This window comes from Neobacillus drentensis (assembly GCF_021560175.1).
GTDB lineage: Bacteria > Bacillota > Bacilli > Bacillales > Cytobacillaceae > Neobacillus > Neobacillus drentensis_A.
Window position 1 is genome coordinate 2,098,438 of record NZ_CP091110.1, and the last position, 15,525, is coordinate 2,113,962.

The window sequence follows — 15,525 nt, forward strand, 5'->3', positions numbered from 1 at the left end:
AAATGATTAGAGTTGAAAATATTTCAGGTGGATATACAGGTGAATCCGTTCTAAAAAACGTTTCTTTTGAAGTCGGAACGGGGGAATTGTTTGGTGTCTTAGGACCAAACGGCAGCGGAAAGACGACTCTTTTAAAACTGCTTAGCGGAATCTTGGCCATTCGTGGTGGAGAGATTTTCTTAAAGGGAAAAAGGCTTCAAGATTTCTCTACTAAACAGTTAGCGCGTATGGTTGCTGTTTTATCCCAGCATTCCTTCGAATCTTTCTCCTATACAGTAAAAGATACCGTTTCACTCGGTCGCTATGCCCATCAAAAAGGTTGGTTTCAATCGTGGAGCAAGGAAGATGAAGAGATTGTCCAAACAGTCATGGCACAGACGGGTGTAGCTTCATTACAAAATAAAACGATACAGGAACTATCCGGTGGTGAGAAGCAGCGTGTTTTTTTGGCGCAGGCACTGGCCCAGGAGCCTGAAATTCTTCTTTTGGATGAACCGACAAACCATTTGGACCTATCCTATCAAAAAGAATTATTAGATCTCCTCAAACGATGGACGATTGATAAAGGTTTAACCGTCGTGTCAATTTTTCATGATTTAAATCTTGCCGGGCTTTATTGTGATCGGCTTCTCCTGCTGGAAAAAGGGACAGTGAATATTCAACATATTCCGAATGAAGTACTAAAAGAAGAGCGAATTCGAAAAGTATTTCATACCGACATCAAGAAGCATCCGCACCCAAAAGTGGCTGCTCCGCAAATGGCCCTCTTACCAAATTTACAGCAAACCGAAAATGCCGAGTGTATTGATGAAAGCCGTCTGTCTTTTTTTAAAGAATACATCCGATTAGAATCTTCCATACCGCTCCGAACGATGTCTTCCGGTGTAGTTGGGGCGGGGACCGGCTGGTATCAAAAGTTCGTGAATCGCCATGTGGATAAAAACTATAACTGCAGTGATCACCGCCAGGAAATGTCGGCTTTTCTTAGCGCAAATGGATTTGAACCGGCAGAGACGGTCGGGATGATGACCGCAGTTTTCCTCGATGATGCGGCCTATCAATTGTATGAAAACGATGATTTTTCGATTTTTGTTGTGGTGACAGCTGGTGTTAGCAATGCGATTGATGCTTCGAAGAGTGAAATGCATTCCTATGAATTTTCTCCGGGAACCATTAATACTTGGATTTTCGTGAATGGTGAACTGACCGAGGAGGCATTTATTCAAAGCATTATGACGGCAACTGAAGCAAAAGGTAAGGTGATGAATGACCAAAAGGTGATTGACAAGGTCACGGGAACGATTGCGACTGGAACTTCCACCGACAGCATTTTAATTGCCGCCACACAACAAGGAAAATGTTTGGAATTTGCAGGGACGATTACTCCTTTAGGAAAACTCATCAGCAAAGCTGTGTATCAGTGTACAACAAAAGCGTTACAAAAATCGCGAAAAAGGATTCGATCATGATAGTTTATCATTTAATCTCAATCACAATCGCATACCTTATTGATATGGTCGTTGGAGACCCGCCTCATTGGCCGCATCCTGTCAAATGGATGGGCCGGATGATTGCTTTCTTTGAAAAGCGTTGGAATATAGGAGAAAGAAAACGTATGAAGGGGGCTTTTATGCTTCTGATTGTTTTAGTGGCTGTTTTTGCGTTCGTTTTTCTCCTTATTTTTATCGGTTATAAGCTTCATCCCGCCCTTGGAATTATTCTGGAGAGCATAATTATTTCAACCACAATTGCGCAAAAAAGCCTAAAACAGGCCTCTGTTGAGGTGTATGGGCCGTTAAAAGAAGGAGATCTCATAACAGCAAGATTAAAATTATCCTATATTGTCGGCAGGGATACGGATCGGTTGGAGGAAGGAGAAATAGCCCGCGGTGCAATTGAAACGGTTGCGGAAAATACAAGTGACGGGGTCACAGCGCCCTTGTTTTGGGCATTAGTGGGAGGGGCGCCGCTTGCGATGGTTTATCGGGCAACCAATACGTGTGATTCAATGGTCGGTTATAAGAATGAACGCTACAAGGAATTTGGCTGGGCTTCAGCGAAATGGGATGATGTGATGAACTGGATTCCGAGCCGCTTGACGGGAATCATCATGATGCTTGGGAATAGGCCGAGAAAAACAAGCTATCAAAAAGCATGGACGATTTTGTTCCGCGATGCCAAAAAACATCCAAGCCCAAACAGTGGATGGGGCGAAGCGGCAGTTGCATCTATTTTAGGAATTCAGCTTGGGGGGATTAATTATTACAAAGGGCTCATATCGAACCGGGCAAAAATGGGGGATCCGATTGAGCCGATTCAGCTGGAACAGATAAAAGCAGCAAATGCAATTTTAAGCAAAACGGTTTTTTTATTTATACTTTTCTTATGGGCAGGAGGGATGTGCCTTGAAATGGCCATCACATGGTTCGAATCCCCAATATCTTTATGAAGCAATGGGCATGAAGCTTCCGGATCAGTACCTCGATTTTAGCGCCAATATCAATCCGCTTGGACCGCCGGAAGCATTGAAAACGAAGTGGAATGACTTTTATAACAAGGTAACGGTGTACCCGGACCCTTATTCCATAACGTTGAAGCAACAACTGTCAAAAAATGAACAGATCCCGATCGATTCTCTGCTAATAGGAAACGGCGGAGCAGAGCTAATCACCCTTGCCGCAAGAATGCTGGAGGGGAAAAAGGTGTTATTGATTCAGCCTACGTTTTCGGAGTACGAACATGCGTGCAGGGTCAATCGCTGCGAGATCATTATCCATCAATTGGAAGCGCCGGATTTTGAACTCAACCTTGATGGCATCCGTCAGAAATTAAGGGATGCAGATGCGCTGTTTTTCTGTAATCCAAACAATCCGACAGGAATCCACTACACGAAATCCGACATCATCTTGCTGATGGAAGAATGTGAGAAACACGATTGTTTGTTTATATTGGATGAAGCCTTTTATGACTTTTTGGAGGATTATCAATCGCTTTCTCCATATATTAAGAGATCTCCCCATTTATTAGTGATTCGTTCGATGACCAAAATGTTTGCGATCCCGGGGATTCGGCTCGGCTATGCAGCTGGAGATCCAGCCACGGTTGCGAAGCTTCAAAACTTGCAATCCCATTGGAGTACCAATGCAATTGCTTTGGCAGCTGGTGAATTATGTATAGAGGAAGAAGCATTTATTAGAAGGACCCAAACATATATTGCAAATGAGCGAAAGAGGCTTTTCACTTATTACAAAAAACAGGGGTTTATGATTTCAGCTTCTAAAGTGAATTTTTATTTATTGCAGGACCCCTATCAAAAAGACCAGTTTGCGTTATTTGAATTCCTGTTAAAAAAAGGAATCATCCCACGCCATACCTTTAATTTTCCTGGTTTAGAAGGGAATTGGCTGCGATTTGCCATTAAAAACAGTCAAGAAAACGAGCAGTTAATGGAGGTGCTGAACCAGTGGAGAAAGCACCATTGTTGATTTTTATCACAGGTGGTGTCAGAAGCGGAAAGAGCAGCTTTGCAGAACGGATTACAGTGGAAAGAGCGGCTGAAACTGGCGGAAAACTTCATTATATTGCAACGGGTGTACCGTTTGATTCCGAAATGAAAGAACGAATCAAAAAACATCAGCAGGACCGAGAAAATGCGAAGGTTTACTGGCATACGGTGGAGAAGTCTTTAAGCGTTGGTGAATTAGCTGCCCATTATAATGAACATGATTTTTTGTTGCTTGATTGTGTGACAACTTTATTAAACAATGAACTGTTTTCGGCTGTACATAAATGGGACCAACCTATCTTGGATACAGTGTATGAAAAGATCATAACCGGAATTTTGGCGATAAAAAGGCAAGCCGGAGCTATCGTTGTGGTCAGTAATGAAGTATTACACGAACCGAACGTGGAGAATGAACTTATTTTAGCCTATAAACGTTTGCTTGGTAAAATCCATCAAAGGTTAGTGGAGGAAGCAGATCAGGCGTATTTAATTGAAGGTGGAATACCGATTGTCATGAAGGAGGTGATGTGATGAGGGGAGTGATGATTCAAGGGACGGCATCTGATGTGGGAAAAAGTTTAATTGTGACCGCTTTGTGCAGAATGTTTGCCAATGAAGGAATAAAAGTTGCCCCTTTTAAATCACAAAACATGTCCAATAATTCTTATGTCACTCATGATGGCAAAGAGATTGGACGAGCTCAGGGAATGCAGGCAGAAGCAGCGAAGACGGAAGCGAGTGTCTGGATGAATCCGATTTTACTAAAACCAAGATCGCATATGCATTCTGAAGTGGTGTATTTGGGAAAGGCTGTTGAATCCATATCAGGTCAGGAATATCGAAACCGCTTTTATGAAAGAGGGCTAGAGGTGATCAAGGAATCGCTCTCCCATTTACAAAAAGAATTCGATTTATTGGTAATAGAAGGGGCCGGCAGTCCTGTTGAAATCAATTTAAAAGATCGAGAGATTGTCAATATGAAAGTGGCAGAAATGGCGGATGTGCCGGTCATCCTTGTTGCCGATATCGATCGGGGAGGAGTTTTTGCCAGTATTGTTGGCACGCTTGAATTACTGGAACCTATTGAGAGAGAGAGAGTCGCAGGCCTGATGATTAATAAATTCCGGGGAGATCGCTCATTATTTGAAGATGGCATTCGCTGGTTGGAGGAGAAAACAGGAATCCCTGTTTTAGGAGTTTTGCCATATGTGGAAAACCATATGATAGATGGGGAAGACTCCTTATCGATTCATCAGCAATTTAGAGGCAGAAAAAAAGCTGACCTTGATATTGTTGTGATTCAACTTCCATTTATCTCAAATTATAGTGATTTGGACCCGTTTTTGTATGAAGAAGATGTTTCACTGCGCTGGGTGAAAGATCCTTCAGAATTCGGCAGGCCGGATGCAGTGATTATCCCCGGTACAAAAAGCACGATCAGCGATTTGAATGATCTTAGGGCAAAAAATCTGGATCAATCGATTCAAAGACATTTGGAAGATGGCGGCTTTTTGGTAGGAATTTGTGGCGGCTATCAAATGCTGGGGGATGAATTGATAGATGAAGCTGGTTCAGATACAGGGAAAACCTACTGCTGCGTAGAGGGATTAGGGATGATACCTGCGAAAACATTTTTTAAACGTGAAAAAGAAACCACAAGGACAGCAGCCCAACTTCACAAGGACACCGGTCTACCCCATTGTCATAGGTTAGAAGGGTACGAGATTCATTTAGGCAGTACCATCCTATCTCGGGAAGGATGTTCTTTTCTCCAAACCACTGATGGGAAAGCAGAGGGCTACTACGACAAAAACGGCAGAATAATAGGAACATATCTCCATCATCTCTTTCATAATGACGGTTGGAGAAACCAATGGTTGAATAGTATTCGGGAGTGGAAGGGACTTCCAAACAAAAAAGTGGTCCATATAAAAGATTTTAAAGATCAAAGATTTAATGAATTAGCCCGGCAAATGAAAGATCATATCAATTGGGATTTGCTTCATCACATTATTAATCAATGGGGTAGAAGAGCATGAAGTTGCTTATGGGGTTGATGATTAACCTGCAATTTTTCACGTCTATTCCAATTAAGCGGGAATTGCCTATGGATCAACAGAATCTTCGCGGGGCGGTTCAGGCTTTTCCGTTAGTAGGATTCATTCAAGGAGTTTCTTATTCAATCCTTTTGTATGCTGTGATGAACTGGACTCCTTTTTCTCATGTAGCTGCTGCCTTTCTTTTGTGGCTAGCGACCATTCTTCTTACAGGAGGCATCCATTTGGATGGCTGGATGGATGCAAGTGATGCTTATTTTTCGTATCAGGATCAGGAAAAAAGACTCGAGATTATGAAGGACCCGCGAACAGGTGCCTTTGGAGTCATCTCGGTTATTGTGTTGCTGAGCTGCCGTTTTTTCTTTATCTATGAACTGACCATGAACATTGGGCCTGTAATCTATTACCTGATTGCTGCCTTGCCTTTTTTTAGTAAAAGTGTAATGGGCGCGGTGCTGCTATCCGTTCAATCGGCTAAAAATGAAGGTCTTGGCCGTATGTTTCAACAGGCCGCAACCGTAAAAGTGCTTTGGATTTATCCTTGCTATATCCTTGTTTTTCTGATAGCAGTCTTTTGGTCAAGGGAATTTTTCATCCCTATGTGCCTGTTGCTTTTAGCTTCAATCCTTTGCTATTTGATTTTTCGCAGGAATGCACTCAAATGGTTCGGAGGTATTACGGGTGATGTTTTAGGAGCGACAGTAGAAGGGACTGAATTGATTTTATGGATGACCGTGTGGTTATTGCATTATTTCGTCATGGCTTAACAGAAGAAAATAAACGAAAAGCGTATTTAGGCTGGAATGATTCCCCCTTATGCCCAGAATCATATAATTTAGCAACAACCCGTACCTACAATTGTTATTTTTCCAGTGACCTGAAACGGTGTATAAGAACAGCAAATGTATTGTTTCCAAACGAGGAGCCTTTCCTTTTGAAAGATTTGCGGGAACTGGATTTTGGAAAATGGCAAGGAAAAACGTATGAAGAGTTGAAAACAGAAAAGCTTTACCGGCTATGGATTGAAGACCCGTTTACTATTGCACCGCCGGAGGGAGAATCTTTTCAGCAATTTAGCAAAAGAGTTCAAAATGGCTGGGACAGAGTGATTCAAGAAATCCTTACGAAAAACTTTCAGCGCTGTGCATTGATTACTCATGGAGGAGTGATCAAACATCTTTTAGCAGAATTTGCCCCAGAGAGAAAGGAATTTTGGAGCTGGAGGGTGCCACATGGTTACGGGATTGAACTTATTTTTGAACGAGAAGCACTTAGGAGGAGAGAACGGTGCATTTTATTACAGGAGGTGCCTTTAACGGGAAAAGAGCATGGGTGATAAAAACATACCAGGTCGAAAAGGATGAAAGCTGGTTGTCAGCCTATGAATACCATCCGCTGCCACGGAATGTAAACCATCATCAAAATTTTCTCATCTTGGAAGGTATCGAAATCTGGTTAAAGCTTTTATCCGAGCAGGTTGATGTAAAGCAATCCCTAGAAATTTGGAATAGCTGCTTAAATGACTGGATGAAATGGGAGAAGGAAAAGGCCGGCCGAAATGTAATTATAATCGGAACGGATATAACTAAGGGGATTGTACCTGTGGAAAAAGAAAATCGATTGTGGCGGGATCTAACAGGCTGGGCGTATCAAGATACCGCTGCCAAGGCACTAAAAGTGGATGTCATCTGGTACGGTATCAATAAAACCATTAAAGAAAAGGAGAATGTGACATGAGAATTTACACACGAACAGGGGATAAAGGAAAAACAAGCATCATCGGTGGAAGGGTGGATAAAGACGACACCCGTGTAGAAGCTTATGGAACAGTAGATGAAGTTAATTGTTTTGTCGGGCAGGCAATGGTTGAATTGGACCAGGAAATTTTTGGGGATGTCATTGCTGATCTTCAAAAAATTCAGCATGAATTATTTGATTGCGGAGGAGACCTTGCAAACATAACCGAAAAACGTGAAATCAAACTTCAAGAAGAGTCGATTGAGTACTTGGAATCAAAAATTGACGAATATATTGCTGAAGCACCGGAGCTGGAACGATTTATCCTCCCAGGAGGAACAAAGCCCGCCGCATCGATTCACATAGCTAGAACGGTAACAAGAAGAGCAGAAAGATTAGTCGTCAGGCTTTCGAAGACAGATCAAAAACCACCGGAAACAGCACAGAAATATTTAAATCGGCTTTCAGACTATTTTTTTGCATTGGCAAGGGTCATAAACTTTCGCCTGCATGTGCAAGACGTAGAATATGAACGCAGTGCAAAAGTTTTTCGTACAGGAAATCGCAAGGAGGAAAAATAAATTGAAGGGAAAAACGATTAGCTTGCTAGGCTTGATGATTGCACTGTCGGCAGTTGGAGCAAGCATCAAAATTCCTGCTGTGATTGATAGTGTGGCATTGGATGCCTTACCGGCTCTTCTAGCTGCTGCATTATTGGGTGTCAGAGCCGGGGCGATTACTGGAGCGTTAGGTCATTTATTCTCGGCATTAATCGGAGGATTTCCACTGGGCCCTATGCATCTGTTAATTGCAGTAGAAATGGCTGCACTTGTTTGGAGCTTTGGGATTTTATATAAACAAAACAAAAGAATCCTTGCTAGTCTCGTTTTTATCGTGGGGAATGCCTTTATCGCTCCTGTACCGTTTATTTTTCTTATGAATAAAGGCTTTTATTTTGCAATTGTCCCTTCCCTTTTAATTGGTTCTTTCCTAAATACAGTGCTTGCTGTGATTTTAATTCCAAGACTTTCATCCTTGACACAGCAAGTATTGAAAAAGAGAGATGCACATTGATGAGAAACGTTTTAACCCTTCCGTTTGAAGAGGCAGGCAACCTCATTGTTGCCAGCGATAACAGTGGTGCGATTGGTATGAAAAAGGATGATCTTGTTTTTGTATCATATGAAACGGTCGCCTACTATTCTTTTCGAGTTGCCGTGATGGAATGTATGGCAGCAGGAGGAGACCCTATTTCCGTTATCCTTCACAATTTTTGCGGGAATGAAGCTTGGGAGGAACTGACAAGTGGAATTCAAAGAGGAATAGGCGAGCTTCAATTAAAGAATCTTCCGATTACAGGCAGTACGGAAAGCAACTTCTCCATGCAACAATCGGCCGTTGGGATCATTGTCCTTGGCAAAAAGCAGATTGGAAAAATGGATGAGATCGTTTTTAACGAACAGTCGAAAATCGCTATCATCGGTAACCCGTTGGTTGGCAATGAGGTAATAGAACAGGAAGATCAAATTGTTCCATTACCCATTTTTCAAAAGATTAGCAGACTTGAAGGGATTGGGGTTTGGCCGGTCGGTTCCAAAGGGATCCAATCTGAATTGAATCAAATGTTTAAGAACAAGACATTTTTAAAGGAGCAAATCATCACGGACATTGATCTAGTAAAATCCGCTGGCCCGGCTACATGTTTCCTTGTTACTTATCAGGAAAATATGGAAGAGGAAATAAAAAAAGGGACCGGAAGCTATTTTCATTCCGTCCAAATAAGGAGTTAAGTGTAGTTTATCCATTTAGAGATAGGTGGAAATAGCATGGGAAATCGCAGACTTGTGATAGCGGGAACAGGAAGCGATTTTTATTGATGGTACAAAAATTGAAGCAAACCTGAATAGATTACCAATAAAATGAAAAAAGTGAAATCGGCGTAACGATTTCACTTTTTTCGTTTATTGAAGCTAGTTATGTCCCAGCCTCGTACAAAAACTGAAAGAATTGGTTGAGTTCTAAAAAAAACTTTAATAACAAGTGAAAACTCACCAACACCTCATGTGATACCACATATCTATAGCCATGTTAAATGCGTGTGGGCTTAAAAGAAAAAGTTGGAAACCAGTAAGGACCTTCCTCTTCCATTCAATTTTAGGACCAAATGAATATTAAAATTTTCGCAATTATCTAGAAATTAATATTGTAAATTGGTAAAATAGCACATATAATCAAAAATGAGCATAAAACATCAAATTCATTCAAAAAGTGACTAGAAACAGTCAAAGGTCGCATTTTATATGAATTGGAGGGAACCAATGCTATGTACGGTATGAAAGAATAACGACCGTACTAGATTTACTAAACAAGAATGCTAGAGTAGTCTGATTCCCCCCGTAGTTTAGGAGCTAATATCAGATAAAAGAAGTAATGAAAGCGTTTTAAAGGAATATCCACATCATTTTGAGGAGGTGATGCTTATAGATGTGAAAATAATAGAAGGAGGTTTTAATCGTATTAATTAACTATTCTTTGGGGGAGAAAAATGAAAGAAACACAAAAAAGGTTACGATTAAGGGCAACCACGACCAAATGGATAAAAGCCCAAAATCATAACCCCGCCTGAGTATATCTAAAATTAATACTAATTTTAGCACTCATTTTTATTCTACAGTATGACAGATTCTATTACAAGGAACTGTGTTTTGGTAGAAGTATCTATAACTTTACAAAACTATTTTTGGGAGGAATTACAAATTATGAAAAACTTTAAAATTTTTAATATAGTAATATTAATTTTAACTTTATGCCTTTTAGGCGCATGCAGCAATAATGAAAGCGCTTCTAATCCAGGGAAAACAAGTGATATGTCTAATACTGAAAAAAAGCTAAAGATTGGTTTAACTGTTCCAAATTTAAGTAATCCATTCTTTGTAGCGATGTCTAAAGGGGCTAAAGAAGTTGCTTCTAAGTATAATGCTGATGTAACCACTGTCAGTGCGGATCAAGATCTTGCTAAACAAACTGCACAAATCGAGGACTTTATTACAAAAAAAGTTGATTTAATATTATTAAGCCCATTTGATTCTGCAGGTATTGCTGGTGCAGTAAGTGAGGCAAAGGCAGCAGGTATTCCGGTTGTTGCTCTTGATGGATTTGCAGAAGGCGGCATTGACACAGTGGTTATGTCTGATAACGTTCAAGCAGGTAAATTAGCTGCGGAGTACCTTGTAAAACAACTTAATGGAAAAGGTAATATTGTTATTATTGATGGACCTCCTGTTTCAGCAGTGACAGACCGAATTAAAGGTTTTAACCAAGTAATTAAAAAATATCCAGATATCAAGGTTGTGGCTAAACAAAATGGTGAGGGTAATCGTGAAAAGGCTCTTACCGTAATGGAAGGTACACTAACAGCAAACAAAAAAATCGATGCAGTATTTACAATAAATGATGAAGAGGCTGTCGGAGTACAAATTGCTCAAGAACAAGCTAGTAGACAAAAAGAATTCTTTGTCGTAAGTGTTGACGGTGCGCCTTCTGCGGTTGATGCGTTGAAAAAAGGCGGAAGCTTTGCTGGTACTTCAGCACAATTCCCGAATCAAATGGTTATTGATGGTGTTGCCTTAGCATTAAAAGTCATTGATGGAAAGAAAGTTGATTCAAAAGTTCTTATTCCAACTAAATTTATCACTAAAGAAAATGTTGATTCCTATAGTGGCTGGTAATTGATTTCCCTCTAGTGGAGGTAAAATATGGTGCTGATTAGGAGCACTATATTTGTATCCTAGTAAAATAGGGCTTAAAAAGAGATTTAGGGAGTGGCACTAATGGCAGTATTTCAGGTTCAAGAACAAATAAATCGTCATCTACCAGAGAGTCAGTTACCCATCCTTAGAATGAAGGCAGTTACGAAGAAATTTTCCGGTGTCAAGGTGTTGCAAAACGTTAATATCGAACTCTATAAAGGGGAAGTTCATGCCTTGATGGGGGAGAATGGAGCAGGAAAATCGACTTTAATGAAGATCATGGCTGGTGTGTACCAGCCTGATGGAGGAACGATTGAATATAAAAATCAAGAAGTACATTGGAATAATCCAATGGAGGCAAGAAATAAGGGGATCAGTGTTATTCACCAAGAAATAAGCCTCTCACCGAATTTGTCTATTGGTGAGAATATTATGATGGGGACATCATTTAAGAAAAATAGGCTGGGCCTAATAAATTGGAATGATATTTATAAAAAAGCTGCCCAAGTTTTAAAATCCATAGGATCTTCCCTGGATCCTCGAGCGGATGTTTCCACCTTAAGTGTGGCCCAACAACAAATGGTAGAAATTGCTCGAGCTTTATCACTTAATTCTGAGATTTTAATTATGGATGAACCGACGGCATCTCTGACAGATAAAGAAATAGAAAAGCTTTTTGGCATCATTGAAGAATTAAGAAGAAAAGGCGTAGCTATTGTTTATATCTCTCATCGCATGGATGAGATTTTTAAAATTTCAAATCGCTTTACAGTTCTTAGAGACGGCCATTGGGTTACAAGTGGGCCAATTTCAGCTACAAATCCCGAGAATCTAGTAAAACTTATGGTAGGAAGAGAGTTAAATGAGCTATTTGTAAGAGAAAGAGTCGAAAGTATTGATAGGTCTGAACAAAAACCTGTCCTTGAGTTAAAAAATGTCTCTGACAAGAAGATTGTAAAGGGCATATCACTAAAAATCTACCCTGGTGAAATTGTAGGCTTAGCAGGCCTTGTCGGTGCGGGACGGACTGAGCTGGTAAGAACAATCTTTGGACTATCCGAACTGTCAGAGGGTCAAATCATTTTGGATGGCCAACAGGTTCATATAAAAAATCCTATTGACGCAATAAAACTTGGCATTGCTCACGTTCCTGAGAGCAGGAAAGAACAGGGGTTATTACCAAACTTATCTGTAAAAGAAAATATACTGATGGCACAATTGCCAACCTATCGTAAATTTAAACTTTTGCAGTATAAGCAAATGAACCGTGATGCGGATCGATACATTAAAGAACTTGGGGTAAGAACGGCATCAAAGGAACAAAATGTTATGGGCCTTAGCGGAGGAAATCAACAAAAGGTTGTTATTGCTAAATGGTTATCTATTGGTCCTAAAGTTCTGCTGCTTGACGAACCGACCCGAGGTGTAGATATAGGTGCAAAGACTGAGATTCATAAAATCATAACTAAATTAGCAGAACAAGGGCTTGCTGTATTGATGATTTCTTCTGAATTACCAGAAGTTTTAGGAGTTAGTGATCGAATTTTAGTGGTTCATGAGGGGAAACTAAGAGCTGAACTATCTCGTGAGGAAGCTACACAAGAAAAAATCATGTACTATGCTACAGGAGAGGTTAAACAATGAATACAAACTTACAAATGTCAAGTCCATCAGTAGTTTCATTCAAGGAACGGTCAAAACAGATTTTTAACCAGCTGGGCATGGTTATCATTCTTGCCTTATTAATTATAGTTATGGTTATTTTTGCACCGAATTTCACAGACTCAAGTAATATCTTAAACGTACTAAAGCAGAGTTCAATCACTGCCATTCTGGCAGCGGGGATGACTTTAGTGATATTAACAGGAGGAATTGATTTATCGGTAGGCTCAACCCTTGCATTGAGCAGTGTTATATCTGTATTACTATCAAATGCCGGAACTCCTCCAGTTATCGCTATGTTAGCAGGAGTTGCTGTAGGATATGTTGCAGGGGCTATTAATGGATTTTTAACAGCTGTACCTAAGTTGCCAGCCTTTATCGTGACGCTTGGAAGTATGACCTACCTGAGGGGGTTGGCTTATGTTATAACCGGCGGATATCCTGTAGTTTTGGCATCAAAGCAGTTCAAGTTCATTGGAGCAGGTGAAATTCTGGGGATCTCTACGCCTATTTATGTGATGGCAATTGTTTATATCATCATGATAGTCGTTTTAAAGTATACGATGTTCGGGAGACATGTTTATGCTATTGGCGGTAATGAAGAGGCTGCACATCTTACAGGGATTAAAGTGAATCGCACCCTGATTCATGTTTATTCCATCAGTGGCTTATTGGCTGGTGTTAGTGGCGTTGTAATGGCAGGACGTTTGTTTTCAGGGCAGCCTATGGTAGGAATAGGATTTGAGCTAGATGCAATAGCAGCTGTAGTACTAGGTGGTACTAGTTTTGTAGGGGGACGTGGCCGTATACAAGGAACGATCATTGGGGTTTTGATTGTGGCCGTGTTAACGAATGGAATGACCTTACTTAACGTGGATTATTACTGGCAACAAGTTGTAAAAGGGATCGTAATTGTTATTGCCGTACTTCTTGATAGATTACGAAGCAGAACTTAAATTAATTCTATTTCAAATAAAAAGCCTGTAGAGTAACCTTCTGGATTAATAAATTCTAAAATTTAATTCGCATGAGCTTTTTTAAGAAATCTAAAAGTATAACTTTATTAAAAATTTTGGATGGTTAATAAATAGGGGTACCCAAGTGAAATATTATTCATTGGGTACCCCTTAATTTTCATTTAAAACACTTTCGTAGTCCAATCCTCACAATTCCAAATATCAGTCGCAATTTCACGATAGAAATCAGGTTCGTGGGATACCATCAAGATACTTCCGCGATATGCCTTTAAAGCACGCTTCAATTCTTCTTTTGCGTCCACATCCAAGTGATTGGTAGGTTCGTCTAGAATTAATAAATTCGTTTCTGTGTTAATAATTTTACACAAGCGAACTTTGGCTTTTTCGCCACCAGAAAGGACTTCGACTTTACTTTCAATATGCTTCGTCGTTAATCCACATTTTGCAAGAGCAGCACGGACTTCAGCCTGATTCATACTTGGGAACTCGCTCCAAATCTCTTCGATACAAGTGTTGTAGTTGGCCTGTTTCACTTCCTGCTCGAAGTAACCGATGTGTTGATACTCACCACGTTCCACTTTACCGGAAATTGGATCAATCAGCCCAAGAATACTTTTTAAAAGTGTTGACTTACCAATACCGTTTGCACCTACGAATGCAATTTTTTGCCCGCGTTCCATTTTCAAATTCAGAGGGCGGGAAAGTGGTTCATTGTAACCAATAACAAGGTCTTCAGCCGTGAAAATATAACGACTAGCTGCACGAGCTTCTTTGAAGTTAAACTCTGGTTTCGGCTTCTCTTTCCCTAATTCAATTACTTCCATTTTGTCGAGCTTCTTCTGACGAGACATCGCCATATTACGAGTCGCAACACTTGCCTTGTTACGAGCAACGAAATCTTTCAAATCAGCAATTTCTTGTTGTTGACGCTTGTAAGCAGACTCTAGCTGTTGCTTCTTCATTTCATGAATTTTTAAGAAGTTATCATAGTCACCAACATAGCGATTCAACTCTTGGTTTTCCATGTGATAGATCAAGTTAACAACATTGTTCAAGAATGGAATATCATGTGAAATCAAGATAAATGCATTCTCATATTCCTGTAAATAGCGCTTCAACCATTCGATATGCTGTTCATCCAAATAGTTCGTAGGCTCGTCTAGTAATAGGATTTCAGGCTTTTCTAGCAACAATTTAGCTAGCAGAACTTTCGTACGCTGCCCACCGCTGAGATCATCTACATCTCGATCGAGTCCAACATCGTCTAATCCTAAACCACGAGCAACTTCCTCAACTTTTGCATTAATTCGATAGAAATCATTACTATCTAAAGTTTCTTGTAGCTCGCCAACTTCTGCAAGTAATGCATCGATATCAGCACCTTCATCACCCATTTTTGCGTAAAGTTCATTGATTTCTGATTCAGCATCAAAAAGATATTGAAAAGCAGAACTTAAAGCTTCACGCATTGTTGTACCTTTTTGAAGTACAGCATGCTGATCTAAATAACCAACACGAACTTTTCGTGACCATTCCACTTTTCCCTCGTCGGGCTGTAACTTCCCAGTCACAATATTCATGAAAGTAGACTTACCCTCACCATTTGCCCCGACTAGTCCAACATGTTCTCCTTTTAAAAGTCGAAACGACACATTATTAAAAATCGCACGATCACCGAAACCGTGGCTTAAATTTTGTACGTTTAATACACTCATTATTTAACCCCTTATCTAATATCATATGTGGATATCTTACTAGATTTTGGCTGCTTTTTCTATCTAGAAGTTATTTTTTTGAAAAATGTAATTTTATCTTTGGGCCAAATTGAAATATGTCCC

General features: G+C 40.2%; 15 protein-coding genes. 14 read left to right on the forward strand and 1 reads right to left on the reverse strand.

All coding sequences use genetic code 11. The features are described 5' to 3' along the window. Nucleotides 1-2: 2 nt before the first annotated feature. From L1999_RS09740 to L1999_RS09805, 14 genes are all read left to right on the forward strand, one after another. Entirely contained in the window at nt 3-1,469 is a 1,467-nt protein-coding gene (locus tag L1999_RS09740; RefSeq protein WP_235743354.1) for an adenosylcobinamide amidohydrolase, read from the forward strand. Then, complete coding sequence (gene cbiB / locus L1999_RS09745) at nt 1,466-2,449, forward strand: adenosylcobinamide-phosphate synthase CbiB (protein WP_235743355.1); 984 nt, start codon at nt 1,466-1,468, stop codon at nt 2,447-2,449. Before L1999_RS09740 ends, cbiB begins: the two co-directional genes overlap by 4 nt. Continuing rightward, complete coding sequence (cobD, locus tag L1999_RS09750) at nt 2,406-3,485, forward strand: threonine-phosphate decarboxylase CobD (protein WP_235743356.1); 1,080 nt, start codon at nt 2,406-2,408, stop codon at nt 3,483-3,485. The genes cbiB and cobD overlap by 44 nt, the downstream gene beginning before the upstream one ends. Continuing rightward, nucleotides 3,464-4,036, forward strand: coding sequence for a bifunctional adenosylcobinamide kinase/adenosylcobinamide-phosphate guanylyltransferase (locus tag L1999_RS09755; RefSeq protein ID WP_235743357.1), 573 nt, complete (start codon nt 3,464-3,466; stop codon nt 4,034-4,036). Before cobD ends, L1999_RS09755 begins: the two co-directional genes overlap by 22 nt. Continuing rightward, nucleotides 4,036-5,544 (forward strand): cobyric acid synthase, encoded by a 1,509-nt coding sequence (locus L1999_RS09760; protein ID WP_235743358.1) that lies wholly within the window; start codon nt 4,036-4,038, stop codon nt 5,542-5,544. The genes L1999_RS09755 and L1999_RS09760 overlap by 1 nt, the downstream gene beginning before the upstream one ends. Next, nucleotides 5,541-6,329: an adenosylcobinamide-GDP ribazoletransferase gene (gene cobS / locus L1999_RS09765; RefSeq protein ID WP_235743359.1), complete on the forward strand. Its 789-nt coding sequence runs from the start codon at nt 5,541-5,543 to the stop codon at nt 6,327-6,329. Before L1999_RS09760 ends, cobS begins: the two co-directional genes overlap by 4 nt. Further along, on the forward strand, nt 6,287-6,898 hold the full coding sequence (locus L1999_RS09770) for a histidine phosphatase family protein (RefSeq protein WP_235743360.1): 612 nt from the start codon (nt 6,287-6,289) through the stop codon (nt 6,896-6,898). Before cobS ends, L1999_RS09770 begins: the two co-directional genes overlap by 43 nt. After that, entirely contained in the window at nt 6,850-7,299 is a 450-nt protein-coding gene (locus L1999_RS09775; RefSeq protein ID WP_235743361.1) for a bifunctional adenosylcobinamide kinase/adenosylcobinamide-phosphate guanylyltransferase, read from the forward strand. Before L1999_RS09770 ends, L1999_RS09775 begins: the two co-directional genes overlap by 49 nt. Then, nucleotides 7,296-7,880, forward strand: coding sequence for a cob(I)yrinic acid a,c-diamide adenosyltransferase (locus L1999_RS09780; protein ID WP_215040943.1), 585 nt, complete (start codon nt 7,296-7,298; stop codon nt 7,878-7,880). The genes L1999_RS09775 and L1999_RS09780 overlap by 4 nt, the downstream gene beginning before the upstream one ends. Nucleotide 7,881: 1 nt before the next feature. Continuing rightward, the gene (locus L1999_RS09785; protein ID WP_235743362.1) at nt 7,882-8,373 is read left to right on the forward strand and encodes an ECF transporter S component; all 492 of its coding nucleotides are present in this window, start codon (nt 7,882-7,884) and stop codon (nt 8,371-8,373) included. Further along, a complete protein-coding gene (locus tag L1999_RS09790) occupies nt 8,373-9,089 on the forward strand; it encodes an ATP-binding protein (protein WP_235743363.1) in 717 nt (238 codons plus the stop codon). The genes L1999_RS09785 and L1999_RS09790 overlap by 1 nt, the downstream gene beginning before the upstream one ends. A 969-nt stretch (nt 9,090-10,058) precedes the next feature. Then, complete coding sequence (locus L1999_RS09795) at nt 10,059-11,027, forward strand: ABC transporter substrate-binding protein (protein WP_235743364.1); 969 nt, start codon at nt 10,059-10,061, stop codon at nt 11,025-11,027. A 207-nt stretch (nt 11,028-11,234) separates the two neighbouring features. After that, entirely contained in the window at nt 11,235-12,692 is a 1,458-nt protein-coding gene (locus L1999_RS09800; RefSeq protein ID WP_345790886.1) for a sugar ABC transporter ATP-binding protein, read from the forward strand. A gap of 14 nt (nt 12,693-12,706) precedes the next feature. Continuing rightward, nucleotides 12,707-13,666 (forward strand): ABC transporter permease, encoded by a 960-nt coding sequence (locus L1999_RS09805; protein WP_235743366.1) that lies wholly within the window; start codon nt 12,707-12,709, stop codon nt 13,664-13,666. Nucleotides 13,667-13,848: 182 nt separating this feature from the next. On the opposite strand, the gene L1999_RS09810 is transcribed toward L1999_RS09805, so the two are convergent. Further along, nucleotides 13,849-15,402 (reverse strand): ABC-F family ATP-binding cassette domain-containing protein, encoded by a 1,554-nt coding sequence (locus tag L1999_RS09810; protein WP_235743367.1) that lies wholly within the window; start codon nt 15,400-15,402, stop codon nt 13,849-13,851. Between the last annotated feature and the right edge of the window lie 123 nt (nt 15,403-15,525).